At 71.3% G+C, this 24,469-nt stretch carries 22 protein-coding genes and 4 pseudogenes; 18 read left to right on the forward strand and 8 right to left on the reverse strand.

Going from position 1 to position 24,469, the window contains the following annotated elements; translation table 11 throughout:
- Positions 1-1,001, forward strand: a 1,001-nt coding sequence (locus tag AC5P09_RS17285; RefSeq protein WP_493874766.1) for a sensor histidine kinase, incomplete at its 5' end; no start/stop codon positions are given.
- A complete protein-coding gene (locus AC5P09_RS17290; protein WP_493874767.1) occupies positions 998-1,750 on the forward strand; it encodes a response regulator in 753 nt (250 codons plus the stop codon). The genes AC5P09_RS17285 and AC5P09_RS17290, both read left to right, overlap by 4 nt.
- Before the next feature lie 35 nt (positions 1,751-1,785).
- Here the strand turns inward: AC5P09_RS17290 and AC5P09_RS17295 are convergent, their stop codons facing one another.
- Positions 1,786-2,415, reverse strand: coding sequence for a response regulator (locus tag AC5P09_RS17295; RefSeq protein WP_266444820.1), 630 nt, complete (start codon positions 2,413-2,415; stop codon positions 1,786-1,788).
- On the reverse strand, positions 2,412-3,662 hold the full coding sequence (locus AC5P09_RS17300) for a sensor histidine kinase (RefSeq protein ID WP_493874768.1): 1,251 nt from the start codon (positions 3,660-3,662) through the stop codon (positions 2,412-2,414). The genes AC5P09_RS17295 and AC5P09_RS17300 overlap by 4 nt, the downstream gene beginning before the upstream one ends.
- A gap of 165 nt (positions 3,663-3,827) precedes the next feature.
- On the opposite strand from AC5P09_RS17300, the gene AC5P09_RS17305 reads away from it, so the two are divergent.
- Complete coding sequence (locus AC5P09_RS17305) at positions 3,828-4,604, forward strand: class I SAM-dependent methyltransferase (RefSeq protein WP_493874769.1); 777 nt, start codon at positions 3,828-3,830, stop codon at positions 4,602-4,604.
- 118 nt (positions 4,605-4,722) lie between these two features.
- On the opposite strand, the pseudogene AC5P09_RS17310 reads toward AC5P09_RS17305, so the two are convergent.
- Both AC5P09_RS17310 and AC5P09_RS17315 read right to left on the reverse strand, forming a co-directional pair.
- Positions 4,723-5,127, reverse strand: a pseudogene (locus AC5P09_RS17310) (PEP/pyruvate-binding domain-containing protein); the annotation flags it as partial.
- A gap of 78 nt (positions 5,128-5,205) precedes the next feature.
- Positions 5,206-5,394, reverse strand: a complete 189-nt coding sequence (locus AC5P09_RS17315) for a hypothetical protein (RefSeq protein ID WP_493874770.1) — start codon at positions 5,392-5,394, stop codon at positions 5,206-5,208.
- A gap of 279 nt (positions 5,395-5,673) precedes the next feature.
- Here AC5P09_RS17315 and AC5P09_RS17320 point away from each other — a divergent pair, with 279 nt between their 5' ends.
- The 8 genes from AC5P09_RS17320 (at position 5,674) to AC5P09_RS17355 (ending at position 12,797) form a co-directional block, all read left to right on the forward strand.
- On the forward strand, positions 5,674-6,789 hold the full coding sequence (locus tag AC5P09_RS17320; RefSeq protein WP_493874771.1) for a Gfo/Idh/MocA family protein: 1,116 nt from the start codon (positions 5,674-5,676) through the stop codon (positions 6,787-6,789).
- A complete protein-coding gene (locus tag AC5P09_RS17325) occupies positions 6,786-7,712 on the forward strand; it encodes a DUF6807 domain-containing protein (protein WP_493874772.1) in 927 nt (308 codons plus the stop codon). Before AC5P09_RS17320 ends, AC5P09_RS17325 begins: the two co-directional genes overlap by 4 nt.
- A complete protein-coding gene (locus AC5P09_RS17330) occupies positions 7,706-8,467 on the forward strand; it encodes a cupin domain-containing protein (RefSeq protein WP_493874773.1) in 762 nt (253 codons plus the stop codon). Before AC5P09_RS17325 ends, AC5P09_RS17330 begins: the two co-directional genes overlap by 7 nt.
- A gap of 69 nt (positions 8,468-8,536) precedes the next feature.
- A complete protein-coding gene (locus AC5P09_RS17335) occupies positions 8,537-9,820 on the forward strand; it encodes an ABC transporter substrate-binding protein (RefSeq protein WP_493874774.1) in 1,284 nt (427 codons plus the stop codon).
- Positions 9,817-10,770: a carbohydrate ABC transporter permease gene (locus AC5P09_RS17340; RefSeq protein ID WP_493874775.1), complete on the forward strand. Its 954-nt coding sequence runs from the start codon at positions 9,817-9,819 to the stop codon at positions 10,768-10,770. Before AC5P09_RS17335 ends, AC5P09_RS17340 begins: the two co-directional genes overlap by 4 nt.
- The gene (locus AC5P09_RS17345; RefSeq protein WP_493874776.1) at positions 10,767-11,633 is read left to right on the forward strand and encodes a carbohydrate ABC transporter permease; all 867 of its coding nucleotides are present in this window, start codon (positions 10,767-10,769) and stop codon (positions 11,631-11,633) included. Before AC5P09_RS17340 ends, AC5P09_RS17345 begins: the two co-directional genes overlap by 4 nt.
- Positions 11,634-11,639: 6 nt before the next feature.
- Complete coding sequence (locus AC5P09_RS17350) at positions 11,640-12,239, forward strand: hypothetical protein (protein ID WP_493874777.1); 600 nt, start codon at positions 11,640-11,642, stop codon at positions 12,237-12,239.
- 105 nt (positions 12,240-12,344) lie between these two features.
- Positions 12,345-12,797 carry a phospholipase gene (locus AC5P09_RS17355; protein ID WP_493874778.1) on the forward strand — a complete coding sequence of 151 codons (453 nt, stop codon included), beginning with the start codon at positions 12,345-12,347 and terminating at the stop codon, positions 12,795-12,797.
- Positions 12,798-12,845: 48 nt separating this feature from the next.
- Here AC5P09_RS17355 and AC5P09_RS17360 read toward each other — a convergent pair.
- Positions 12,846-13,130, reverse strand: a pseudogene (locus AC5P09_RS17360) (heavy metal translocating P-type ATPase); the annotation flags it as partial.
- Here AC5P09_RS17360 and AC5P09_RS17365 point away from each other — a divergent pair.
- The 3 genes and pseudogenes from AC5P09_RS17365 to AC5P09_RS17375 form a co-directional block, all read left to right on the forward strand.
- Positions 13,121-13,360 (forward strand): annotated as a pseudogene (locus tag AC5P09_RS17365) (DUF8832 domain-containing protein); the annotation flags it as partial. The pseudogenes AC5P09_RS17360 and AC5P09_RS17365 sit on opposite strands and share 10 nt — an antisense overlap.
- Positions 13,361-13,653: 293 nt before the next feature.
- Positions 13,654-15,114, forward strand: a pseudogene (locus tag AC5P09_RS17370) (carboxylesterase/lipase family protein).
- A gap of 55 nt (positions 15,115-15,169) precedes the next feature.
- Entirely contained in the window at positions 15,170-16,840 is a 1,671-nt protein-coding gene (locus AC5P09_RS17375; protein WP_493874779.1) for a carboxylesterase/lipase family protein, read from the forward strand.
- Positions 16,841-16,864: 24 nt separating this feature from the next.
- On the opposite strand, the gene AC5P09_RS17380 is transcribed toward AC5P09_RS17375, so the two are convergent.
- Positions 16,865-18,691, reverse strand: coding sequence for a glycoside hydrolase family 15 protein (locus AC5P09_RS17380; protein WP_493874780.1), 1,827 nt, complete (start codon positions 18,689-18,691; stop codon positions 16,865-16,867).
- A 143-nt stretch (positions 18,692-18,834) separates the two neighbouring features.
- Here AC5P09_RS17380 and AC5P09_RS17385 point away from each other — a divergent pair, with 143 nt between their 5' ends.
- Complete coding sequence (locus AC5P09_RS17385) at positions 18,835-19,419, forward strand: TetR/AcrR family transcriptional regulator (RefSeq protein ID WP_493874781.1); 585 nt, start codon at positions 18,835-18,837, stop codon at positions 19,417-19,419.
- 17 nt (positions 19,420-19,436) lie between these two features.
- Positions 19,437-20,624 carry a GDSL-type esterase/lipase family protein gene (locus AC5P09_RS17390; protein ID WP_493874782.1) on the forward strand — a complete coding sequence of 396 codons (1,188 nt, stop codon included), beginning with the start codon at positions 19,437-19,439 and terminating at the stop codon, positions 20,622-20,624.
- Between the two features lie 21 nt (positions 20,625-20,645).
- Here the strand turns inward: AC5P09_RS17390 and AC5P09_RS17395 are convergent, their stop codons facing one another.
- Entirely contained in the window at positions 20,646-21,425 is a 780-nt protein-coding gene (locus AC5P09_RS17395; protein ID WP_493874783.1) for a DeoR/GlpR family DNA-binding transcription regulator, read from the reverse strand.
- A 125-nt stretch (positions 21,426-21,550) separates the two neighbouring features.
- Here AC5P09_RS17395 and AC5P09_RS17400 point away from each other — a divergent pair, with 125 nt between their 5' ends.
- Positions 21,551-22,432 (forward strand): SIS domain-containing protein, encoded by an 882-nt coding sequence (locus tag AC5P09_RS17400; RefSeq protein WP_493874784.1) that lies wholly within the window; start codon positions 21,551-21,553, stop codon positions 22,430-22,432.
- Between the two features lie 23 nt (positions 22,433-22,455).
- A complete protein-coding gene (locus AC5P09_RS17405) occupies positions 22,456-23,322 on the forward strand; it encodes a class II fructose-bisphosphate aldolase (RefSeq protein ID WP_493874785.1) in 867 nt (288 codons plus the stop codon).
- Here the strand turns inward: AC5P09_RS17405 and AC5P09_RS17410 are convergent.
- The gene (locus AC5P09_RS17410; protein WP_493874786.1) at positions 23,312-24,445 is read right to left on the reverse strand and encodes a methyltransferase; all 1,134 of its coding nucleotides are present in this window, start codon (positions 24,443-24,445) and stop codon (positions 23,312-23,314) included. The two genes, AC5P09_RS17405 and AC5P09_RS17410, sit on opposite strands and share 11 nt — an antisense overlap.
- Positions 24,446-24,469 lie beyond the last annotated feature (24 nt).

Here is a 24,469-nt window from a genome sequence, read left to right on the forward strand (position 1 = left end):
TGGTTGGTGGTCGGGGTGACGGGGGTGGCCGGGAGGGCGTGGTTGGTGGTCGGGGTGACGGGGGTGGCCGGGAGGGCGTGGTTGGTGGTCGGGGTGACGGGGGTGGCCGGGAGGGCATGGTTGGTGGTCGGGGTGACGGGGGTGGCCGGGAGGGCATGGCTGGTGGTCGGCGTGACGGGGGTGACCCGGTTGGCACGGCCGACGACCGGCGTGACCAGGTTGTCGTCCGGCACGGCCGGGTGCTGGTGATGAACCGGATGACCGTCGCCAAGGACGGCCGCCCGCTCGGCTCCGTCACCACCCTGCGCGACCGCACCGAACTGGCCCGGCTGGAACGGGAGATCGGATCCTTCCGCAGCTCCTCCGAACTGCTGCGCGCCCAGGCCCACGAGTTCGCCAACCAGCTGCACACCATCTCCGGACTGATCCAGATCGGCGAGCAGGACGAGGTCGTGCACTACATCCGCGCGCTCAACCGCCGCCGCCAGTCACTCGACGTCTCCCTCAGCCGCCGGGTCCGCGACACCGCCGTCGCCGCCCTGCTCATGGCGAAGTCCTCCCTGGCCGCCGAGCGCAGGGTCAGTCTGCGGATCTCGGACCGCACCGCGCTGGACCGGCTCACCCCGGAGGACGCCGCCGACGTGGCGACCGTGGTGGGCAACCTCGTCGACAACGCCGTCGACGCCGCTGCCGCCCAGGAGGGTGACGACGCCTGGGTCGAGGTGGAACTGCGCCAGGACGCCTCCAGCGTGGAGATCGTGGTCCGCGACTCCGGCCCGGGCGTCGCACCCGAACTCGCCCGCGAGGTGTTCGCGCACGGTTTCACCACCAAGGCCGCCCGGGAGGGCGAGCGCGGCATCGGTCTGGCGCTCACCCGCCTGGTCTGCGAGCGTCACGGGGGTGAGATCTCGGTGACCAACACCCCGGACGGGGCCATGTTCACCGCACGCATGACCGTCAGCCACCTCACCGACGCGGTGGCGGAAGGAGCGCCTCGATGACTGCCTCGACCGGGACGACCGACACGATCGACGTGCTCGTCGTCGACGACGACTTCATGGTCGCCAGAGTCCATCGCGCCTTCGTGGAACGGGTCGCGCCGTTCCGGGTCGTCGGCGTGGCCCACACCGGCGAGCAGGCGGCCCTCGCCGTCGACGAACTGCGTCCGGACCTCGTCCTGCTCGACCTGTATCTGCCCGACCTCTTCGGTCTGGACGTCATTCCCCGGCTGCGCACCGCGGGCCACGACTGCGACGTCATGGTCATCAGCGCCGCCCGGGAGGCGCACGCGGTGCGCGGCGCCGCCCGGCACGGCGTCGTCGACTACCTCCTGAAGCCCTTCGACTTCGAGGACCTGCGCGTCCGCCTGGAGCGCTACGCCGTGCAGCGGGGCCGGCTGCTCGCCACCGTCGTCCGCAGCCAGGCCGACGTGGACCGGGTGCTGGCGGGTGCGGCCGCCCCGGCGTCGGCGGTCGGCGCGCTGCCCAAGGGCATGAGCGTGGAGACCGCCGAGCTGATCGAACGCACGCTGCGGGAGGCGGAGGGCTCCCTGTCCGCCGCCGAGTGCGCGACCCTCTCCGGCGTCTCCCGCGTCAGCGCCCGCCGCTACCTGGAGCACTTCCACACCATCGGCAGCGCGGACGTGTCCCTCCGCTACGGGGCGACGGGGCGGCCCGAGCGCCGCTACCGCTTCCGCGGACGGTCCGAGGGACTGCGGACGGGAGAGGCGGCCCGCGCCCAGCGCCGGTGACGAGGGACCGTACGCCGGGGGAGGCCTTCCGGCCGTCACGCCAGCAGCCGTCTCTCCTTGGCGACCGCCACCGCACCGGCTCTCGTGTCCACCCCCAACTTGCCGTAGATCCGCCCGAGATGGGTCTTGACCGTCGCCTCGCTGATGAACAGGGCCCGGGCGATCTCCCGGTTGCCCAGGCCGCGCGCGAGCTGCCCGAGGATCTCCTGCTCGCGCGTGGACAGGGCGGGGCGCGGGCTGCGCAGCCGGGTCATCAACCGGTCGGCCACCGGGCCCGACAGGGCCGTGCGCCCGGCGGCCGCGTTGTGGATCGCCGTGAACAGTTCGTCGGGGTGCTCGGCCTTCAGCAGGTAGCCGGTGGCGCCCGCTTCGACGGCGCGGGTGATGTCGGCGTCGGTGTCGAACATCGTCAGCACCAGGACACGTGGCCCCTGGGCACCGTCGGACGTCAGGCGCCGCGTGGCCGTCACGCCGTCCATCCCGCCGCCGAGCTCGAGGTCCATCAGTACGACGTCGGGGCGCAGCCGCGCGGCCATGGCGAGCGCCTCCTCGCCGGTGGCCGCCTCACCGACCACGTCGATGCCGTCGGCGCTGGACAGCAGGGCGCGCAGCCCCGCACGTACCACGGCGTGGTCGTCGCACAACAGCAGCCGGACGGGCGTCACAGGGCGGGCTCCTTCGGGGTGTCCGAGGCGGACCGGACCGTGGCGGCCGAGGGCGCCAGGGGGATCGCCGCCGACACGACGGTGCCCTCGCCCGGCGTGGACTCCACGGTGAGCGTGCCGCCCGCCTGCCGCGCCCGGATGCGCATCGCGGGCAGCCCGTGCCCGCGTGCGCTGTCCGCGCCCGGGCCGGAGAGCGTGCGCGAGGGATCCGCCTCGAATCCGCGCCCGTCGTCGGCGACGTCCAGCGAGATCTGGTCGTCCAGGCAGGTCAGGGTGAGCGCGGCCCGGGTCGCCGCCGCGTGTTCGCGCACATTGGCCAGCGCTCCCTGGGCGATCCGCAGCAGCGCCGCCTCGACCCGCTCCGGCAGTCGGCCCGGCTCGCCGTCGAGCCGGAACTCCACGGTCAGCCCCGGGCCGCTCTCCCGTTCGGCGAGTACGGCGAGCGCGCCCGGCAGCGTGTGGGCGGCGAGGTCGGCCGGCGCGAGGTCGTGCACGAACCGGCGGGCCTCCACGAGGCTGCGGGAGGTGATCTCCGCCGCCCTGCGGACGTGTACGCGGGCCGCGTCCGGGTCCGTCCCCCAGACGCGCCCGGCGGCCTGGAGCAGCATCTGCTGACTGGACAGGCCCTGCGCGAGGGTGTCGTGGATCTCCGTGGCCAGCCGCTGGCGTTCCGCCAGGACACCCGCCCGGCGCTCGGTGACGGCGAGTTCGTGACGGGTGCGGACCAGGTCGTCGATCAGGACGCGCTGCCGGGCCCCCTGGCGCTGCAGATGCACCATCACGGCGGTGGCGACCGCGGCGACAGCGGGCGGGGCGACGACCATGTTGGGGTTCAACGTGCCCTCGGCGACGCGTATTTCGGAGGCCACGACCAGCGCGGTGAGCGCGGCCGCCACCGGCACCGCGATCCGCGGGGGCAGCGCGTGCAGACCGGCGAACAACAGCGGCATCGCGCACCAGGTGGCGCTCGGCGCGAGGGCGAGGAGCACGAGCCAGACTGCGGACACCGAGCCCAGCCAGACCAGATGACGTCTGGTCGGCGGCGAGCCGGGGCGCGGCGCCGGAGCCAGGAAGCGACCGAGGACGTACAGCAGCCCGAAGACCGCGAACAGCGCCACCACCCACCCGGTGTGCGCGCCGCCCTGGTCGCGGGTCAAGAAGCGGGCGAACGAGGAGCCGAGCAGCAGGAAGAACGCGGCGTGCACGACCGCGCCCAGCCAGCGCTCGTCCGGATCGGTGTCTCTCATCCTCCGTGTCTAACGCGTCCGGCGCCGGGCCGCATCAACCGATCGGCTGACCCACCGGTCGCCCGAACCGCTTCAGGACGGCAGACTGTCGACCGAGGCGACCGCAGCGATCCCGCACCGAGGCTGGTACCCAGACCTCGTACCGCTCGAAAAGGCAGAGACCACATGCCCGCCAAGAACCTCAACTCGAACCGCGCCGCCCTCGGCCACCGCGTCGGCTACGCCCTGCGCCATCCCGACCGGGTGCCCCGCCACCTGGCCCGCGCCGCCCGGGACCTGTGGCTGCGCCGCCGCTACACCGACCACGTCTCCTACTACCGCGCCGTGATGCGGTCCGACACCCGGGCAGACCCGGACGCGGCGGTCGGCAGCCGCAGCCGTGAGCGGTGGCTCGCGCTCGGGGCGATGCAGTTCGACTATCTCCTCGGCCATGGGCTGCGCCCCGAACACCGCATGCTGGACATCGGCTGCGGCAACCTGCGGGGCGGCTGGCGGTTCATCCGGTACCTGGAGCCCGGGCACTACCACGGCATCGACATCTCGCCCGACATCCTCGTCGCCGCGCAGGCCACCATCGTGGAGATGGGCCTGCAGAAGCGGCTCCCGACGCTGACCCCGGTCCGCGACCTGACGCTGCGGTTCCTGCCCGACGCCCACTTCGACGTGGTGCACGCGCACAGCGTCTTCTCCCACTCGCCGCTCCCGGTCATCGACGAGTGCCTGGCCCACGTCGGCCGGGTGCTCGCGCCGGGCGGCTGGTTCGACTTCAGCTTCGACCGCACCGAGGGCGAGGAGCACCACGTCCTCCGGGAGGACTTCTACTACCGCACCGAGACGCTCGTGGCCCTGGCCGAACAGCACGGGCTGCGGGCCCGCTTCATGGACGACTGGGAGGAACTCCCGCACGGCCAGTCCAAGATCCGAGTCACCCACGGAACCTGAACCGACCGCTCCTCCGCGTCGACATGGCTCAGTCCCGGGAGTGCGCCTGCCCCTCGCCCAGCACGGCAGCGCTGGTGCGGTCGGTGCTCGCGTCCATCGATGCAGCCGCGCAGCCGCATCACGTCGTGCTCGGGCAGGGCGGCCGGATCACGCCGGTGTAGACGCCGTCCTTCATTCGGCTCAGCGTGGCGTCGTCGTCGTTCTGCGCGGCGGTGGATCGGCGGCAGGTCTCCCAGAGGTCCTGCGCGGCGAGCCGCAGGGCCGTGTCCCCTCCCGCGGCCTTGGTCTCCAAGGTTGAACAGGAACAACCTGGAAGACCATGGTCGTGCTCGCCGAGTCGGGCGTCTCCTGGTCCCGGCGCGTCCGCGGGCGGACGCAGCGGCTGCACGCGGCGGGCGGAGTCGAGGACGGTCCGCACGGCGGTGGTGAACTCCTCCCAGCCGCGCACATCCAGCACGGAGTCGAAGCGCCCCGCCACGGAAGAGTCCTCAGTGTCCTCATGAGCGGAGGAGGACCGCACGACGAGCGCCCGCCTGGTGCCGTGCGCGGGCCCGCTCGGTGTCCAGCGGCACCACGGCCAGGTGCGCCACCTGAAATCGCGTCAGGCGTGCTGCCGCTGTCCGCGGCTGCGCAGGAGGCCCGCGCCCGCACCGATCGAGACGACACCCATGCCGACGCCGGTCATCAGTCCTTGCGCACCGTCGACGAAGAACGGCGCGGCCGCGGCGACGGTGAGGTTGAACAGGAACAGGAACCACAGGGCGGGCTCGGAGGAGAGCAGTGTCTTCATGGGAGCTTCCTTTCGGAGGGGCCTCGGGTGCCCGGTCGGGGGCGTCGGCCCTGGTGAGGTCAACGATCCCGTCGTCGGCCCGCTGTCACGAGAGAGCGCGCTCCCGAAACCGAGGTGTAGGCCGCTACACCGCCGCGGATCCGCCGCGGTCGCCGGAGCCGACGGCGGCCGAGGCCTTCCAACATCACTGCAGGGGGGTTGTCCGGACATTCCTCGGCACCTAGGCTCGCTCGGAGCAAGCGCTTTCTGCGCGTCCGCCGGCCGTACCAGGAGAACTGCATGCCCCCGCTCCCAGCCCGTCGCCGCGTCGCCGTGGTCGGTACTGGTGCCATCGTCAGCGGCAGCCACCTGCCCGCCCTCAGAGCCCACGCCGACCGGGTGGAACTGGTCGCCGCCGTCGACGTGGACCAGGACCGGCTCGAGCAGTTCCGGGCACTCGCGGGCGGTGAGGTCGCCGGACACACGTCGATGGACGCGATGCTGGACGCCGTACGCCCCGACCTGGTGCTCATCGGCACGCCGCCGTCCCTGCACCGGGAGCAGACGGTGGCCGCGCTGAAGGCGGGCGCCTGGGTGCTGTGCGAGAAGCCGCTGACCCTGTCGCTCGCCGAGTACGACGAGATCGCGGCGGCCGAGGAGGCCTCGGGCGCGTACGCCTCCGTGGTTTTCCAGCACCGCTACGGCTCCGGCGCGGTGCACGCCCGCGAACTGATCGCGAGCGGCGAGTTGGGCGCCCCGCGGGTCGCGCACTGCCAGACCACCTGGCACCGCGACGCCGCCTACTACGCCGTGCCGTGGCGCGGCAAGTGGGCCACGGAGGGCGGTGGGCCCACCATGGGCCACGGCATCCACCAGTACGACCTGCTGCTGCACCTGCTCGGCCCGTGGACGGAGATCCGAGCCATGGCGGCGCGGCTGGTCCACGACACCGAGAGCGAGGACGTGTCCACGGCCCTGGTCCGGTTCGAGAACGGCGCCCTCGCCACCGTCGTCAACAGCGTGCTCTCCCCGGACGAGGTCAGCCGCATCCGCATCGACTGCGCGGACGCGACGGTCGAGCTCACCCACCTGTACGGGCACCGCAACCAGGACTGGGCCTACACCCCCGCCCCGCACGTGGCCGCCGAGCGCGCCGAGGCCTGGCGCACCCCCGCCTCGGACGTGCCCAGCTCCCACACGGCGCAGCTCGGCGCGCTCCTCGACGCGTACGACAACGGTGTCAGGCCCCCCAACAGCGGCACCGAAGCGCGCGCGACCCTCGAATTCGCCGCCGCCCTCTACAAGGCCGCGTTCACCGGCAACCCGGTGCACGCGGGCGAGATCGCACCCGGCGACCCGTTCTACCCGGCCATGCACGGCGACCACCCCCACTGGGCCCCCAAGGAGCGCGCATGAGCATCCGCGTCAGCCACGTCCACGGCGAGCACATCGCGGTCGAGGCGGCGGACGGCACGGAGATCCTCCGGTACGTCTACCGCCCCGACCCCGACGCCTTCGAGTCCCGCAAGCCGTATGCCCACCCGGTCCGCACCCTCGCCGGACGCACGGTCACCGGCTACCGCCCGAACGACCACCGCTGGCACAAGGGCCTGCAGATGACCGCGAGCCATCTGTCCGGCCAGAACTTCTGGGGCGGCAACTGCTACGTCCACGGCCAGGGTTACCTCCCCCTGCCCGAGCGGGTCGGCTCGATGCGGCACGACGGCTTCCCCGCGTTCACGGTCGAGGACGAACGGCTCGCCTTCACCGAGGAACTCACCTGGGTGGAGAACGGCGGCGCGGAATGGGCGCGCGAGGAGCGGGCTCTCGCCGTCCACTCGGTCGACGAGGAGACCGGTGCCTGGGCCCTCGACTGGTCGATCCGGCTCACCAACCTCCGCGACGAGCCCCTCGCCTTCGGCTCCCCGACCACCGCCGGGCGCGAGATGGCCGGTTACACGGGCCTGCAGTGGCGCGGGCCGCGCGACTTCACCGGCGGCACCGTCTTCGGCCCGGACACCGACGCCGACGCGGACAAGCTGATGGGCAGCCAGAGCCCGTGGCTCGCCTTCACCACCGAGCACGACGAGGCCGACGGGCACTCCACGCTCGTCTTCGCCCACGCGCCGGAGAACCTCGACGCGAAGACGGCCGTCCACGAGTCGCACTGGTTCGTGCGCTCCGAGCCGTTCCCGACGGTCGCGTTCTCCTGGGCGTTCTTCGAGGAGTTCGAGCTGCCGCCGGGGGAGTCCTTCGCGTATCGCTACCGGGTGGTCGTCGCCGACGGCGCCTGGGACGGTGACCGCGTCGGCACGTACCTGGAGGGCCTGCCGTGGTGAGCGAGCCCAAACCGACTCTCCCGCACCCGCTTCCCGGCGCCGTCGGCCTGTCCCACCTGAGCGCCTACGACTGGGAGGCCGCCGACGGTGTGTGCGGCGGCAGCCCGCATCTGCACCTGGTGTGCACGGAGGCGTACGTCGTCACCGGCGGCCGGGGCGCGGTGCAGACGCTGAGCCCCGACGGCTACCGGGACATTCCCCTGGAGCCGGGCTCGGTCGCCTGGTTCACGCCGGGCACCGTGCACCGGATGGTGCAGGGCGGCGATCTGCGGATCACCGTGCTGATGCAGAACAGCGGTCTGCCGGAGGCCGGGGACGCCGTCTTCACGTTCCCGCCCGAGGTACTCGCCGACGCCGGGAAGTACGCGGCGGCGGCGACCCTCCCGCCCGGCACGGGTCAGGAGACGGCGGCGGCAGCCCGGCGCCGCCGGGACCTCGCCGTCGAGGGCTACCTCGCCCTGCGTGAGGCGCTCGTCGCCGGGGACAACGGCCCGTACGCCGAGTTCCAGCGCGCCGCGGCCCGGTTGGTGCGCGCCAAGGTGCCCGCCTGGCGCGAGCTGTGGCGGGCCGGTGCGCTGGCCACCGCCGAACGCACCGGCGCCCAGCTGGACGCGCTGGCGGACGGCGAGCCGGCGTACCTCGGGGAGGCGACGGCGTACGAGGCGGCACCGACCCGGCTCGGCGGCTTCGGGATGTGCGGCCGGCGGGACGAGTACAACCTGCCGGGGACGACACTGCCGCACCGGGGCGAGTAACCGGGGCACCAAGGGGGGGCCGAGGGGGGCGTCAGAGAAGGTCCGAGGAAGGGAAGAGGTGACCTCGGCATGCCCGGACACAGGACAAAGGGGTTCTGCGCATCGGCCGCCGCACTAGCGCTCTGTGCGGTACTGGCCGGCTGCGGGGGATCCGGGGAATCGGCCGGCGGCGGCAAGGCCGTGCTGCGCTACACGTGGTGGGGCAATCCCGACCGAGCGGAACGCACCGAGCAGGCCGTCGCCCTGTTCGAGAAACGCCACCCGAACGTGCAGGTGCAGACGTCGTTCTCCGGCTACGACGCCTACAAGCAGAAGCTCGCCGTCCAGGCCACGGGCGGCGACGCACCCGACGTGATGCAGCTCGACTACCGCCAGATCGACCAGTACGCGTCCGGCGGCGTCCTGCTCGACCTGGCCAAGCAGCGGGCCGTACTGCACACCTCGGAGATCGACCAGGGACTGCTCGCCACCGGCCGGGTCGACGGCACGCAGTACGCCGTCCCGCAGGGCCGCGGCACCGAGACCGTCGTCTACGACGTCAAGACCTGGAAGGAGTCGGGTGTTCCGCTCCCGCGCCAGGGCTGGACCTGGGACGACTGGGCCGACGCCGTGCGGGCGTTGGCGCAGAAGACCGGCAAGCCCGGTGCCACCGACCCCGGCCAGAGCGAGGACGCCTTCGAGGTCTGGCTGCGCGGCCAGGGCAAGGCCCTCTACACGAAGGACGGCGGACTCGGCTTCACCGCCGACGACCTGACCGAGTGGTGGACCTTCACCGACCGGCTCCGACGCGAAGGTGCCGTCTCGTCGGCCGAGCAGACCACCCAGATCGACGGCACCGTCGAGAACACTCCGCTCGGGCGCGGCACGGCCCTCTCCGACACCAACTGGGACGCCCCGGCCAGCGGTTACCTTGCCCTCATACCGAGCGGCGTCGCCCTCGCCCCGATGCCGTCCGGCGAGGACGGCACGCCCGGCCAGTACTTCAAGCCGTCCATGTTCCTCGGCGTCTCCGCCAACACCGGGCACGCGAAGGAGTCGGCGCAGCTCGTCGACTTCCTCCTCAACGACCCGGACGCGGCGAAGATCCTCGGCGCCACCCGCGGCATCCCCGTCAACGAGACCATCCGCGAGCAGACGGCCTCCCAGCTCAAGGACTTCGACAAGACCGTCGCCGACTACCAGGCCTCCCTCGAAGGCACCCTCAAGGATCCGCCACAGGCCCCGCCCTCCGGCGACAACGCCCTGCAGACCACCTTCCAGCGCGACTACGACCAGGTGTCGTACGAGCGCATGTCGCCCCGCGAGGCGGCCGAGAACTACGTCACCGAGGCGAAGGCGGAGCTGAGGTCATGACCACCACCGACATCCCCGCGTCCACCGCCCGGCCCAAGCGTTCCGCCCCGGTCCAAAAGCGCCGCCCGAAGCGCGAACGCCAGGGCGCCGCCTGGGTGTTCCTCTCCCCGTGGGTCCTCGGCGCGATCGTGCTCACCCTGCTGCCGATGGTCGTGTCGCTGTACCTGTCCTTCACCGACTACAACCTCTTCGACCCACCGCGCTGGGTCGGCCTGCGAAACTACACGCAGATGTTCACCGAGGACCCGCGCTACTGGCGCTCGGTCGTGACGACCCTGACGTACGTCGTCATCGCCGTGCCCCTCCAACTGGCCCTCGCGCTGGTCGTCGCGCTGGCCCTGAAGTCCATGAGGCGCGGCAAGGCCTTCTACCGGTCCGCGTTCTACGCGCCGTCCCTGCTCGGCGCCTCGATGTCCATCGCCCTCGTCTGGCGCGCGGTCTTCAACGACGGCGGCACGGTGGACAACCTGCTCGGCACCGGCGGCTGGGTCAACAAGCCCGGCTGGGCGCTGCTGGCGGTGGCCTTGCTGACGGTGTGGCAGTTCGGCGCCCCGATGGTCATCTTCCTCGCGGGCCTCCAGCAGATACCCGCCGAGCTGTACGAGGCGGCAGCCGTCGACGGAGCCGGAAAATGGCGGCAGTTCCTGTCCGTCACCGTGCCGATGCTGTCCCCGGTCCTCTTCTTCAACCTGGTCCTCCAGACCATCCAGGCCTTCCAGGTCTTCACACCCGCCTTCGCGGTCAGCGCCGGCAAGGGCGGCCCCGCCGACTCGACCCTCGTCTACACGATGTACCTCTACGACCGCGGCTTCGTCGCCTCCCACATGGGCTACGCGTCCGCCATGGCCTGGGTACTGCTGCTCGTCATCGGCGTCGTCACGGCGGTGCTGTTCCGCACCTCGCGCTCCTGGGTCTTCTACGCGTCCGACACTGATGGGGGAGCCCGATGACCGTCGCATCAACCACCGTGCCCCGTAAGCCCGTTCGCCTGGGACGCGTCGCCCTGCACCTCGGCTGCCTGGCCGCCCTGCTGGTGATGCTCTACCCGCTGGCCTGGCTCCTGGCGACCTCGCTCAAGCCCGCCGACGAGGTCATCGCCAGCCTCGACCTGCTGCCCAGCCACCTGGAATGGACCAACTACAAGACGGCCATGGACGGCGTCAACGACGTGTCGATCTGGCGGCTGCTCTCCAACTCGCTGCTGATCGCGGGCGGCGCGGTCCTCGGCAACGTGATCAGCTGCTCGCTCGCCGCCTATGCCTTCGCCCGGCTGCGCTTCCGCTTCCGCGGCCCGCTGTTCGCCTTCATGATCGCGACGATCATGCTGCCGCACCACGCGGTGCTGATCCCGCAGTACATCATCTTCAACCAGCTCGGCCTGGTGAACACCTACTGGCCGCTGATCCTGCCGAAGTTCCTCGCCACGGAGGCCTTCTTCGTCTTCCTCATCGTGCAGTTCATGCGCGGTCTGCCGCGCGAGCTGGAGGAGGCGGCCCGCATCGACGGCTGCGGCCCCTTCCGCAGCTTCTTCCAGGTCGTCCTGCCGCTCACCCGGCCGGCGCTGATCACCACGGCGATCTTCACCTTCATCTGGACCTGGAACGACTTCTTCACCCAGCTCATCTACCTCTTCGACCCGGAGAAGTTCACCCTCACCCTCGCCCTCAGGTCGTTCGTGGACGCCTCCAGCCAGTCGTCCTTCGGCCCGATGTTCGCGATGTCGGTGATCGCGCTGCTGCCGATCGTGCTGTTCTTCCTCGCCTTCCAGCGCTTCCTGGTGGAGGGCATGGCCAGCTCCGGACTCAAGGGGTGAGCGACGATGAGTGAGATGCCAACGCGTGAACCGGGCGAGCTCTTCGGGCCCCGGATGACCCTGTTCGCCGACGTGCTGAGCGTCGGCCTGGCCACGGCGGTGGTCTGTCTGCCGCTGGTGACCGCCCCGGCCGCGCTGTCCAGCGCGTGCACGGTGCTGCGGGGTGTGGGGGAGGGCCAACCCGCCACCGCGGGACGGTACTTCGCGGTCCTGCGGCGGCGGCTGCGGGCCGGCGACCTGGCGGCGGGGGCCGTCGCTCTGGCGGGTGCGCTGCTGTTCGTGGCGGACCTCGCGCTGGCCGGGGCGGGACTGCCGGGGGCGCCGCTGTTCGCGGTGGTGGCCGCGGCGATCGGCGCGGGCGCCCTTGTGGTGGGCCTGCGGGCCTGCGCCCGCCCCGAGTCGCTCACCGACTGGCCGGCCGCCCTGCGCGGGGCCGCGCGGGACGTCGTAGCGGATCCGGGTGGCTCCGCCCTGGTGCTGCTCGCGGTGGCGACGGCGGTGCTGTGTGCGTGGATGCTGGTGCCGCTCGCCTTCCTTGCGCCGGGGCCGCTGGCGTTGGCACTGACCGCCGTCGACGTCCGTTTCGCCGGTATATCCAAGAGTTAATGGTCAATTAGAGGACTTGGGGTGTGAAAGGGCACTTGGGGTGTCAATCATCTTGTCATGAACCTGCGGCCCGACGGACGGGCCGCAGTCTCATGGAGGTGTGGGATGCACCGCAGACTCGCCACCGCAATGGCCGCCTCAACTCTGGCCCTGATCACCGTCGTCGGCACCGCCGCGGCCGCCGACGCCGCTCCCGCCGACAAGCCCCAGGTCCTTGCGAGCTGGACCCAGACCAGCGCGTCGAGCTACAACTCCTGGGCCGCTGCCCGCGCGAACCAGTCCGCCTGGGGCGCGTACGCGTTCGACTGGAGCACCGACTACTGCTCCTCCTCGCCGGACAACCCGTTCGGCTTCCCTTTCCGGATGTCCTGCGCCCGGCACGACTTCGGCTACCGCAACTACAAGGCCGCAGGCGCCTTCAGCGCCAACAAGACCCGCCTCGACAGCGCCTTCTACGAGGACCTCAAGCGGGTGTGCGCCGGCTACGGCGGCGGCACGAAGACCGCCTGCAACAGCACGGCGTGGACGTACTACCAGGCCGTGAAGGCCTTCGGCTGAGGTGACACGTCCGGTCGGGGGCGCCGAGGCCGCCCCCGACCGGACGGCTCAGCCCGCCGCCCGGAAGCCGCGCAGCCGCAGCGAGTTGCCGACCACGAACACCGACGAGAAGGCCATGGCGGCTCCGGCGAGCATCGGGTTGAGCAGGCCGGCCGCGGCGAGCGGCAGGGCGGCCACGTTGTACGCGAAGGCCCAGAACAGGTTGGTGCGGATCGTGCCGAGGGTGCGGCGGGCGAGCCGGATGGCGTCGGCCGCGGCGCGCAGGTCACCCCGTACCAGGGTCAGGTCGCCCGCCTCGATCGCGGCGTCCGTGCCGGTGCCTCCTCCACGTCCACCCCAGCGGCGAACCCGGCGACGGCACGACCGAACCCGGCCCGGCCGTTTCGTTCACGGCCACGGCGCCGAGCAGCGGCACCTACCGGCTCTTCCTCGACTTCAAGCACGACGGCAAGGTCCGCACCGCGGCGTTCACCGTCCGGGCAGGAGCGGCGGAGGCGCCGGCGACAACCGCGGACGGCGAGCCGACGGACGTACGCGAGTCCTCAGGCAGTCACGGACACTGACACCCGGACCCGGCTGCCGCGTTCACCGGCAGCCGGGCCGAATCGTTCCGAGTATTGTAAACAATCTCGTCGCACATCTTGCTCACAATGTTCCGCGCGGTTACGTTCGCAGGCGCCGCGGACCGGCCGTTCACCTGTGCGGTCCTCTTCTGAGAGGCGACGAGTTGATGAGACGTACATTCAGACAACTTTCGGCCGCCCTCGTGACGGCGGCCGTCGTTCCCGCCCTGGCGCTGGGCGCCGCACGCGTGGCGGCGGATTCCACCGGACACCTTTCCAGGGAGCAGAGCACCTTGGTTGTTCGGACCGAGAGCGGGCCCGTCCGCGGCATCACCGGGGCGGGTGCCGACCGGTTCCTCGGTCTGCCCTACGCGGCGCCGCCGGTACGGGAGTCGAGGTTCGCGCCGCCCGCCGCGCCGACGTCCTGGAAGGACGTCCGGGAGGCCGACCGGCAGTCGCCCGCCTGTCTGTAGTTCGAGCCCACCGGTGTACGGGAGGAACAGGCCGTCAGCGAGGACTGCCTGTATCTGGACGTGTACCGTCCGGCCCGGACGGCCACCACCGCGAAGCTGCCCGTCATGGTGTGGTTCCACGGCGGCGGCCACACCCAGGGCACCGGTGTCATCTACGGCGGCAGCACCATGGCCGCGAAGACCGACACCATCGTCATCTCCGTCAACTACCGCCTGGGCGCCCTCGGTTTCCTCGCCCACCCGGCCCTCAGCGCCGTCACCCCCGGCGGTTCCGGCAACTACGGACGCATGGACCAGCGGGCGTCGCTGGAGTGGGTACAGGACAACATCGCCCGCTTCGGCGGCGACCCGGGCAACGTCACGATCTACGGCCAGTCGGCCGGCGGCTCGGCCGTCTGCGACCTGATGGCCATGCCGTCGGCCCGCGGCCTGTTCGACCAGGCGATCGTGCAGAGTTCCACGTGTCTGAGCGACCGCACCACACTGTCGGCCGGGGAGCAGAGCGGCGTCGGATTCGCCCAGGCGGTGGGCTGCGCCGACGCGGCCTCGGAGGCCGTCGTCGCCTGCCTGCGAAAGGCCTGGCCCGGCACACTGATCGCCCACCAGGCCGACTATCGCGGAAGCTCCAAGGTGGGCGGCTCCCTGCTCCCCAAGTCCTTCAAGCAGGCCTTCGTGGACGGTAGTTGGAACGCCGTCCCGGTCATGACGGGCACCACCCGCTCCGAGAACCGGCTGCTGTCCACCGCGCTCGCCGGCATCACCGCGCAGGGCTACGAGGACCTGGTCCGCAAGACGTACGGAGACCGCGCCGAACGCGTCCTGGAGCTGTATCCCCTGAGCCGCTTCAAGAGCCCCTACGACGCCATCACCCAGGTCCAGACCGACGCCCAGCGGGCCTGCTCCATGCAGCAGACCGCCCAGGTGATGGCGGCCAAGACCCCCGTCTACCGCTACGAGTTCAACGACCCCACCTCGCCGACCCTCTACGGATTCGCCGTCCCCGGCGAGGACATGTCCAACGCCCACAGCGCCGAACTCGCCTACCTCTTCGACTTCACCCTCGGCGAGAAGCCCCTCACCGCACGGCAGGAGCGGCTCTCGGACCAGATGATGCGGTACTGGGGCGCCTTCGCGCACCACGGTGATCCGAACGTCAAGGGCGCCCCGGCCTGGCCGACGTACGGCCCCGAGCAGCAGGTGCTGCAGCTGCGCACCGCAGGAGCGAGCAAGGTCGTCACCACGTTCGCGGCCGACCACTACTGCGACTTCTGGCTCGCCTGAACCACCCCCCCGGCCGCCTTCCCTCAGTACGCCCGCACGCAGAGAGCAGGGAGCAATGAGATTGATCACCGCCCTGCGCGGCAGAGTCCGCGCCACCCTCGCCACCGTGAGTCTCCTCGGCCTCGGGATCACCCCCGTCGTCGCCCAGGCCGCCCAGTCCGACGACGCGCCCACGCAGTCGGCCCGCCCCGCCTCCACCCTCGTACAGACCACGAACGGCAAGGTCAAAGGCGCCCACCGGACCGGTTACGACGAGTGGCTCGGCATCCCGTACGCGGCCGACGCCTCCGGTGCCAACCGGTGGAAGCCGCCGCAGCCGGCCGCCCGGTGGTCCGGCGTGCGCGACGCCACCTCCTTCTCCGACCGCTGTGCGCAGAACAGCGGTTGGGACCCCGGCTACGAGAAGACCATCACCTCCGAGGACCGCCTCGCCCTCAACGTCTACGTCCCCGACCGAGCCAAGGCGAAGGCACCGGTGCTGGTGTGGATCCACGGCGGCGGATTCACCGGAGGCGCGGGCCAGGACACCGATCCGCGCAAGTTCGTCGAGCAGACGGGCGCGGTCGTCGTCACCGTCAACTACCGCGTCGGCGTGCTCGGCACGCTGAACCTGCCCCAGTTGCAGGCCGAGAGCAAGGACGGACCGGGCAACTACGGGCTCCTCGACCAGCAGGCGGCCCTGCGCTGGGTGCACGGCAACATCGCCCGCTTCGGCGGTGATCCGAGGAACGTGACCATCGCCGGGCAGTCGGCCGGTGCCGGTTCGGTCTGCGACCACCTCGCCTCGCCCACCGCCAAGGGGCTGTTCGCCCGGGCGGGCATCATGAGCGGCGGCTGCAACCTGCAGTCCGCGGCCTCCGGTCAGGCGCAGAGCGAGGCGTTCGTCAAGGCCGTCGGCTGCGACGCCGCCTCCGAGGTCGTCGCCTGCCTGCGCGCCAAGCCCGCCGCCGATCTTCTGGCCGCCCAGAAGAAGGCGGGCGTCTCCCCGTCCGTCGGCGGCTCCGCCTTCCCCGTCAACCCGGGCACCGCCGTCCAGACGGGGAAGTTCAACCGCGTCCCGGTGATGCTGGGTCAGACCAACAGCGAACGTGGCCTGTTCACCTTCCAGAACTACGACTACCTCGGTACGCCGATGACGGCCGCCGGGTATGAGACAGCGGTCCGCTCCGCCTATGGGGCGAACGCCGACAAGGTGCTCGCCGAATACCCGCTCAGCGCCTATGACACCCCCGGCGAGGCGTTCACCGCCGCCCAGAACGACTCGACGTCCTCCACCCGGCAGCAGCTGATGGCCGCGCTGTCGAAGTGGGTCACCACGTACGCCTACGAGTTCGCCGAGAGCGACACCCCTCACTTCACGTCCATCTTCCTGATCCAGCAGAAGAGCGAGTCCGCGCGAAACTTCCCCTTCGGCGGCGCCATCCATGTCGACGACCTCGGCTACCTCTGGGACTACCTGGGCCAGACCATGCCGTACGACGACGACCAGCTGGAGCTGTCCCGGCAGATGATCACCTACTGGGGCCGGTTCGCCGCCGACGCGGACCCGAACGGCCCCCGCGCCCCCGCCTGGCCCAAGTACAGCGCGAAGACACAGGAGTTGATGTCACTGGTCGCCTGTGACACCGCGCCGGCGGGCTCCGAGCCCCCGGCGGCCTGTTCCAAGGCCACCCGGGACTTCGGTGCGGAGCACAACCTCGACTTCTGGCAGGGTCTGTCGTCCTGACGCCCGCCCCCGTGCCCTCGGCGGTCAGCCGAGGGCACGGTCGAGGTTGAACGCGGCGCTGATCAGGGCGAGATGGGTGAAAGCCTGGGGGAAGTTGCCCTGTTGCTCGCCGGTGTGGCTGATCTCCTCGGCGTACAGGCCCAGATGGTTGGCGTAGGTGAGCATCTTCTCGAAGGCCAGCCGGGCCTCGTCGATCCGCCCGGCGTGGACCATGGCCTCGACGTACCAGAACGAGCAGATGGAGAACGTTCCCTCGTCGCCGCGCAGTCCGTCGGGGCTCGCCTGCGGGTCGTAGCGGTAGACCAGTGAGTCGGACACCAGGTCGTGGGTGAGCGCGTCCAGGGTGGACAGCCACTTGGGGTCGGTCGGGGCGATGAACTTCGTCAACGGCATCATCAGGACCGCCGCGTCGAGTACGTCGCCGTCCTCGGTCTGGACGAAGGCCTGGCGGGCCTCGGACCAGCCCCGCTTCATGATCCGCCGGTAGATCGTGTCGCGGATCTCCCGCCAGCGGGACAGGTCGGCGGGCAGACCGCGCCGGTTGGCCATGCGGATCGCCCGCTCGATCGCCACCCAGCACATCAGCCGCGAGTACAGGAAGTTCTTGCGGCCGCCGCGGGTCTCCCAAATGCCCTCGTCGGGCTGGTCCCAGTGCTCGCACACCCAGTCCACCAGCGCGCACACGTCGTCCCACTGGCCGCTGGAGATCGGCTTGGCCCACTTGTCGTAGAGGTAGATCGAGTCGATCAGCGCGCCGTAGATGTCGAGTTGGAGCTGCTCGGCCGCGCCGTTGCCGATCCGTACCGGCGCGGAGCCCTGGTGTCCCTCCAGATGAGGGAGTTCCCGCTCGGGCAGGTCGGTGCGGCCGTCGATGCCGTACATGATCTGCAGGGGGCCCGACGGTTTGCCGTCGCCGGGACTGATGTGCCGGGTCACGAAGTTCATGAACGCCTCGGCCTCGCCGGTGAAGCCCAGCCGCAGCAACGCGTACACGCAGAAGGCGGCGTCGCGCACCCACACGTACCGGTAGTCCCAGTTGCGCTCGCCGCCGAGCTCCTCGGGCAGGCTCGTCGTGGGGGCGGCCACGATCGCGCCGGTCGGGGCGTAGGTCAACAGCTTCAGGGTGAGGGCCGAGCGGTGCACCATCTCCCGCCAGCGGCCACGGTACTTGGACGCGGACAGCCAGTTCCGCCAGTACGCCACCGTGGTGGTGAACTGCTCCTCGGCCTCCGTCCGCGCGCATCGGCGGGGAGCCACCTCGCCGCCCACCTGGTCCAGCGCGAACACCGCCGACTCGCCCTCGGCGAGCTTGAAGTCGGCCCGCGCGTCCAGGCCCTCGACCTCCAGCGGTACGGTCGCGGTCAGTCCCAGTGACAGCTCGGCGGACTCGAAGACCGCGACGTCGCCGACCATGCGGACCGTGTGCGGCTGGGCGCCGTAGTCGAAGCGAGGCGCCACGCGCGTGCGGAACGGGATGGAGCCGCGCACGCACACCACTCGCCGGATCAGCCGGTGCCGTTCGATCTCCACCGAGCTGCCGTCGACCGGCATGAAGTCCTGCACCTCGCCGACGCCGTCCTCGGTGTAGAACCGGGTGATCAGGACGTTGGTGTCGGGGAAGTAGAACTGCTTGGTGCGGGCCGGCACGCTCGCCGCCAGCTCGAAGCAGCCGCCCTTCTCCGCGTCCAGGATCGAGGCGAAGACGCTCGGGGCGTCGAAGGAGGGGCAGCAGTACCAGTCGATCGTGCCGTCGGTCCCCACCAGGGCCACGCTGCGCAGATCGCCGATCAGACCGTGCTCGGCGATCGGCAGATAGCGCGCGGCCCCGGACACGTGCTGTGTTGCATCCATCGCAGCCTCCCGGGCCCGACACGCGATCAACTCAGCCTCAGCTTAGGGGGAGCGGGCGGGACGGCGGGGGGAGAGGGATATGCGAACTTGCCTAAAGCTATTAGGCAAGTGCACAATCGATTCAGGTAAACGAGGGACAGGTTATGGCACGGGTAGGACTGACCAGGAAACGTCTGGTCCGGGCGGGAGCCGAGTTGGCCGACGAGGTCGGATTCGACCAGGTGACCGTCTCGGAGCTGGCCCGGCGGTTCGACGTCAAGGTCGCGAGCCTCTACTCGCACGTGAAGAACTCCGACGACCTCAAGAGCGGCATCGCCCTGCTCGCCCTGGAGGAGCTGGCCGACCGGGGCGCCGCCGCGCTGGCCGGCCGGGCCGGCAAGGACGCCCTGACCGCCCTGGCGAACGTGTACCGCGACTACGCACGGGACCATCCCGGCCGGTACTCCGCCGCCCAGTGGAGGCTCACTCCGGAGGAGGCGGCCGCGAGCGCGGGCGGCAGACACGCCGGGATGACACGGGCGATCCTGCGCGGCTACGACCTCGCCGAGCCCGACCAGACGCATGCGGTCCGGCTGCTGGGCAGTGTCTTCCACGGTTACGTCAGCCTGGAGCTGGCGGGCGGGTTCAGCCACAGCGCCCCCGACTCACAGGAGAGCTGGTCGCGGATCCTGGACGCCCTCGACGCCCTGCTGCGGAACTGGCCCGCGGCGCAGCCTCCCCCACGATGATCGACAGGTTGAGATCAATGCACACCCAGGACAACTGGACCACCACACCCGTGACCGCGGAGCTGCTGCGCGGCGCCCTCGACGTGGAGCGCACCGAGCACGGCGTGCTGCCGCACCGGCTGCCCGCCCGGGCCCGCGCCCAGTGTTCCGACGCCCAACTGGCCATGGCGGAGGCACAGCCCTCCGGCGTACGCCTGGTCTTCCGCACCCGGGCCACCGCCATCGAGCTGGACACGCTGCCCACCAAGCGCAGCTACGTGGGCGCCCCGCCCCGCCCGGACGGCGTGTACGACCTGGTCGTCGACGGCCGCCCGGCCGGCCGGGGGAGCGTCATGGGCGGCAACGTCGTGATCACCGACATGGCGGCCGGGACCGCCGAGCACCGGCCCGGCCCGCCCGGCACCCTCCGCTTCACCGGTCTGCCCGACGGCGCCAAGGACGTCGAGCTCTGGCTGCCGCACAACGAGACCACCGAACTGATCGCCCTGCGCACCGACGCCCCCGTCGAGCCCGCCCCGGACCCGGGCCGCAGGGTGTGGCTGCACCACGGCAGCTCGATCAGTCACGGCTCCGACGCCGCGAGTCCCACCGCCATCTGGCCCGCGCTCGCCGCCTCCCTCGGCGGTGTGGAACTGATCAACCTGGGACTGGCCGGCAGCGCCCTGCTCGACCCGTTCACGGCCCGCGCCCTGCGCGACACCCCCGCCGACCTGGTCAGCGTGAAGATCGGCATCAACCTGGTCAACGCCGACCTGATGCGCCTGCGCGCCTTCGGCCCCGCCGTCCACGGCTTCCTCGACACCGTCCGCGAAGGGCACCCCACCATCCCGCTGCTCGTCGTCTCGCCCATCCTGTGTCCCATCCACGAGGACACGCCCGGGCCCAGCGCCCCGGACTTCACGGCCCTCGCCGAGGGGCGGCTGCGGTTCGTGGCCATGGGTGATCCGGCCGAGCGTGCGGTCGGAAAGCTGACCCTGGGCGTCATACGGGACGAGCTGGCCCGGATCGTGGCGCAGCGGGCGGCCGAGGACCCGAACCTGTACTACCTCGACGGCCGCGACCTCTACGGCGAGGCGGACTCCGCCGAGCTCCCGCTGCCCGACAACCTCCACCCCGACGCCGCCACCCACCGCCACATCGGCGAACGCTTCGCCGAGCTGGCCTTCGCGACCGACGGGGCTTTCCGTGACCGCACTGTCGCCTGACTGCCGTGACCGCCCTGAGGGCTAGACCGCGACGACCCGCAGCCCCGCCTCCTCGAACTGCCGTACGGTGTCCGGCCCGGCCGCCGTGTCCGTGACCAGCGTGTCCACGGACGCCGTCGCGCAGATCCGGGCGAAGGCGCGCTGCCCCAGTTTGCTGGAGTCCGCGGCGACGATCACGCGCTCGGCGCGTTCGCAGAGCAGCCGGTTGATCGCCGCCTCCGCCTCGTCGTGCGCGGAGGTGCCGTGCGTGACGTCGAAGGCGACGACACCGAGGACCGCCACGTCGATCGTGATTTGGCTCAGCACGCCGTCGGCGAGTGGTCCGACGAGTTCGTAGGACTGCGGGCGCGCGACCCCGCCGGTCAGCACGATCTTGAACTGAGGGCGCACGGCCAGCTCGTTGGCGATGTTGAGCGCGTTCGTGACCACGGTCAGCGCGGGCGACCCGGACGACAGGTCGCCGCGCACGGCCAGCGCCCGCGCCACCTCGGTCGTGGTCGTCCCGCCGGTGAGTCCCACGGCCTCGCCGGGGGTGACGAGGCCCGCCACCGCCTTGGCGATGCGCTGTTTCTCCGAGGCGTGGCGGGCCGTCTTGTAGCGCAGCGGCAGCTCGTACGACACCCCGTGCACGACCGCGCCGCCGCGCGTGCGGACCAGCATCTGCTGCTCGGCCAGCTGGTCGAAGTCGCGCCGGATGGTCGCGGACGAGACCGCCAGCTCGGCGGCCGCCTCCTCGACGTCCAACCGGCCGCGCTCGACCAGCAGTTCCAGCAGCGCCTTCCAACGGGCGTCGCGTGACATCCGCGCCCTCCGTTCCTCGATCTCCAGGCGACCCTAGCGCACCCACCCTTCCGCCCGAATGCTTGATTGTGCTCGAAACTTCGCTATATCTTGCACAAACAAGCAAAGTGACGAAGGGGTGCGGCATGTCCCATGTAGAGGACGAGCTGGCCGGCCAGCCCGAGTGCTGGACGCGCGCGGCTGTACGGGCGCCGGAGCACGCCGGGGCGCTGCCGACGCCGGGGGAGCGGGTCGCGATCGTCGGCTGCGGCACCTCGTACTTCATGGCGCAGGCAGTGGCGGCGCTGCGCGAGGGGTCGGGCCAGGGCGAGACGGACGCCTTCGCCGCCTCCGAGTTCCCGTACGGCCGCTCGTACGACCGGATCCTCGCCCTCACCCGCTCCGGCACCACCACCGAGGTGCTGGAGCTGCTGCGTGAGGTGCGGGGACACACGCGCACGACCGCCATCACCGCGGACCCCGGCACCCCCGTCATGGAAGCCGCCGACGACCTCGTCGTCCTGGACTTCGCGGACGAACGCTCGGTCGTGCAGACCCGGTTCGCCACCACCGCGCTCACCCTGCTCCGCGCCCACCTCGGCCTGCACACCGACGCCGTCGTCGCCGACGCCCGCACCGCGCTCGTCTCGCCGCTGCCCCAAGGGCTCGTGGACTGCGCCCAGTTCACCTTCCTCGGCCGCGGCTGGACGGTCGGGCTGGCCAACGAGGCAGGGCTGAAGATGCGCGAGGCCTGTCTCGCCTGGACCGAGGCCTACCCGGCGATGGAGTACCGGCACGGCCCCATCAGCATCACCACCCACGGCACCGCCACCTGGATGCTCGGCGAGGCACCGGACGGCCTGCCCGAACAGGTCCGCGACACCGGCGGGTTGTGGGTCGCGGGCGGCCTCGACCCCCTCGCCGAGCTGGTCCGCGTCCAGCGGCTCGCCGTAGCCGTCGCGGCGGCCCGCGGCCTGGACCCCGACCGGCCCCGCCACCTCACCCGCTCAGTGATCCTCGCCCCCTGACGCGCCGAGACAGGAGACAGTCCGTGCCCCTCGTCACCACCGGCGAGCTCGTCAGCCGCGCCGCCGCCACGCACTCCGCCGTCGCCGCCTTCAACATCATCACGCTGGAACATGTCGAGGCAGTCCTCGCCGGGGCGGAGTCGGTGGGTGCACCCGTCGTCCTCCAAGTCAGCGAGAACGCCGTCAAGTTCCGTTACGGACGACTGCTTCCACTGGCCCGCGCCGCCGTCGCCGCCGCCGAACGAGCCACCGTACCCGTGGGGTTGCACCTGGACCACGTACAGAGCGACGACCTCCTCCGCCAGGCACCCGACGCCGGATTCAGCTCCGTCATGTACGACGCGGCCCGACTTCCGTACGACGAGAACCTCGCCGCGACCAGAGCCGCCGCCGACTGGGCACATGCCCAAGGGCTCTGGGTCGAGGCCGAGTTGGGACGGATCGGCGGCAAGAACGGCGAGTCGCCGCTGGACGCCCACGCACCCGGGGCCCGCACCGACCCCGGGGAGGCCCGGGCGTTCGTCGCGGACTCCGGCGTCGACGCCCTCGCGGTGGCCATCGGCAGCTCCCACGCCATGACCACCCGCACCGCCGCCCTCGACCACACCCTCCTCAAACACCTCGCCGACACCCTGGGCGTCCCGCTCGTGCTGCACGGCTCGTCCGGAGTACCGGACGACGAGCTGGCCAAGGCCGTCGCGGGCGGCATCACCAAGATCAACGTCGGCACCGCGCTCAACCTCGCGATGACCGACGCGATCCGCGAGTTCCTGGCCGCCCACCCCGAGGCGGTCGACTCACGGACGTACCTGAGCGTGGGACGGGAGGCGATGGTGCGGACGGTGGCGGGGATCATCCGGGGTCTCGGAGGACTGACCGCTACCTCTTGACCGCCTTGAGCACCACGAACTTCGGGCCACTGGCGACCAGTTCACTGTTGCCGAACAACCGCCGCAGCTTCAGGTGGTATCCGAGATGACGGTTGCCGATCACCCACAGCTCGCCGCCCGGCCGGAGCGCGCGCCGCGCTCCGGTGAACATCCGCCAGGCCGTGGTGTCCGTGGTCGCCTGGTGCGAGTGGAACGGCGGATTGTTCAGCACCAGGTCCACGCTGTCGGCGGGCACTCCGGCCAGCCCGTCCCCGACGCGGAACTCGGCATGCCCCGGCACGCCGTTCGCCTTGAACGTCGCCTCCGCCGAGGCCACCGCCTGGAACGACTCGTCCACGAACAGCACCTCCGCCTCGGGATCGGCCAGCGCCATCGCCGTACCGACGACCCCGTTCCCGCACCCCAGGTCCACCACTCGCTGCCCGCCGCGGCTGTCCGGCAGATGCTCCAGGAGGAACCGGGTGCCGATGTCGAGACGGTCCGCGCAGAAGACGCCGGCGTGGTTGACGACCGTACGGCCCGAGACAAGGCCGATGCCGTCGGGGAGCTCATAGCTGTACGGCCACGGATTGGCGGCCCGTTCCTGCGACGGCTCGGGCGTGCAGAAGATCAGCCGGGCCTTCTTCTCCGCGAGCGAGGTGCGGGTCGGACCGAGGATCCGCTCGAACAACTGCAACGTCGAGGTGTGGATCTCCTTCACCATGCCGGTGCCGACGACAACCGTGCCCTCGTGCACCGAGGGCGCCAGCCTCAGCAACTGGTCCTCCAGCAGCGCCAGGCTCTTCGGCACCCGCACCAGCAGCACGTCGACGCGACCGGGCGGCGGATCCTGCGTGGTGAGCAGCCGCACGGCACCGTTCGCGACGCCGGCCCGCGCCAGGTTCGCCCGGGTCGCCTCCTGGGTCAGATACGAGTCGGTGATCTGCGCCGGCCGGTGCGCCGCGAGCGCCGTGACCAGCGCGCCCCAGCGGTCCCCGACCACCACGACCGTGCCGGACAGCGGGACGTCCTGGTCCGCGAGATACCGGAGGAGGTACTCGTCGCAGGCGTCCCAGGCGCGCAGCCTCTCACGCGGGTCCTCGGGGAAGCGGGACAGCGCGAGCTCGCCCCAGGGAGTCGTCATACGGTCGTTCATCGTGCGTCCAGG

The sequence above is a fragment of the Streptomyces sp. a15 genome (assembly GCF_059026085.1).

Excerpts from the sequence above, each read along its gene's own strand:
- AC5P09_RS17340 (WP_493874775.1), top strand. The coding sequence starts at position 9,817 with ATGACCACCACCGACATCCCCGCGTCCACCGCCCGGCCCAAGCGTTCC.
- AC5P09_RS17390 (WP_493874782.1), top strand. The coding sequence starts at position 19,437 with ATGCACACCCAGGACAACTGGACCACCACACCCGTGACCGCGGAGCTG.
- AC5P09_RS17400 (WP_493874784.1), top strand. The coding sequence starts at position 21,551 with ATGTCCCATGTAGAGGACGAGCTGGCCGGCCAGCCCGAGTGCTGGACG.
- AC5P09_RS17320 (WP_493874771.1), top strand. The coding sequence starts at position 5,674 with ATGCCCCCGCTCCCAGCCCGTCGCCGCGTCGCCGTGGTCGGTACTGGT.
- AC5P09_RS17410 (WP_493874786.1), bottom strand. The coding sequence starts at position 24,445 with ATGACGACTCCCTGGGGCGAGCTCGCGCTGTCCCGCTTCCCCGAGGAC.
- AC5P09_RS17375 (WP_493874779.1), top strand. The coding sequence starts at position 15,170 with ATGAGATTGATCACCGCCCTGCGCGGCAGAGTCCGCGCCACCCTCGCC.
- AC5P09_RS17305 (WP_493874769.1), top strand. The coding sequence starts at position 3,828 with ATGCCCGCCAAGAACCTCAACTCGAACCGCGCCGCCCTCGGCCACCGC.
- AC5P09_RS17300 (WP_493874768.1), bottom strand. The coding sequence starts at position 3,662 with ATGAGAGACACCGATCCGGACGAGCGCTGGCTGGGCGCGGTCGTGCAC.
- AC5P09_RS17345 (WP_493874776.1), top strand. The coding sequence starts at position 10,767 with ATGACCGTCGCATCAACCACCGTGCCCCGTAAGCCCGTTCGCCTGGGA.
- AC5P09_RS17380 (WP_493874780.1), bottom strand. The coding sequence starts at position 18,691 with ATGGATGCAACACAGCACGTGTCCGGGGCCGCGCGCTATCTGCCGATC.
- AC5P09_RS17350 (WP_493874777.1), top strand. The coding sequence starts at position 11,640 with ATGAGTGAGATGCCAACGCGTGAACCGGGCGAGCTCTTCGGGCCCCGG.
- AC5P09_RS17325 (WP_493874772.1), top strand. The coding sequence starts at position 6,786 with ATGAGCATCCGCGTCAGCCACGTCCACGGCGAGCACATCGCGGTCGAG.
- AC5P09_RS17385 (WP_493874781.1), top strand. The coding sequence starts at position 18,835 with ATGGCACGGGTAGGACTGACCAGGAAACGTCTGGTCCGGGCGGGAGCC.
- AC5P09_RS17290 (WP_493874767.1), top strand. The coding sequence starts at position 998 with ATGACTGCCTCGACCGGGACGACCGACACGATCGACGTGCTCGTCGTC.
- AC5P09_RS17395 (WP_493874783.1), bottom strand. The coding sequence starts at position 21,425 with ATGTCACGCGACGCCCGTTGGAAGGCGCTGCTGGAACTGCTGGTCGAG.
- AC5P09_RS17335 (WP_493874774.1), top strand. The coding sequence starts at position 8,537 with ATGCCCGGACACAGGACAAAGGGGTTCTGCGCATCGGCCGCCGCACTA.
- AC5P09_RS17355 (WP_493874778.1), top strand. The coding sequence starts at position 12,345 with ATGCACCGCAGACTCGCCACCGCAATGGCCGCCTCAACTCTGGCCCTG.
- AC5P09_RS17315 (WP_493874770.1), bottom strand. The coding sequence starts at position 5,394 with ATGAAGACACTGCTCTCCTCCGAGCCCGCCCTGTGGTTCCTGTTCCTG.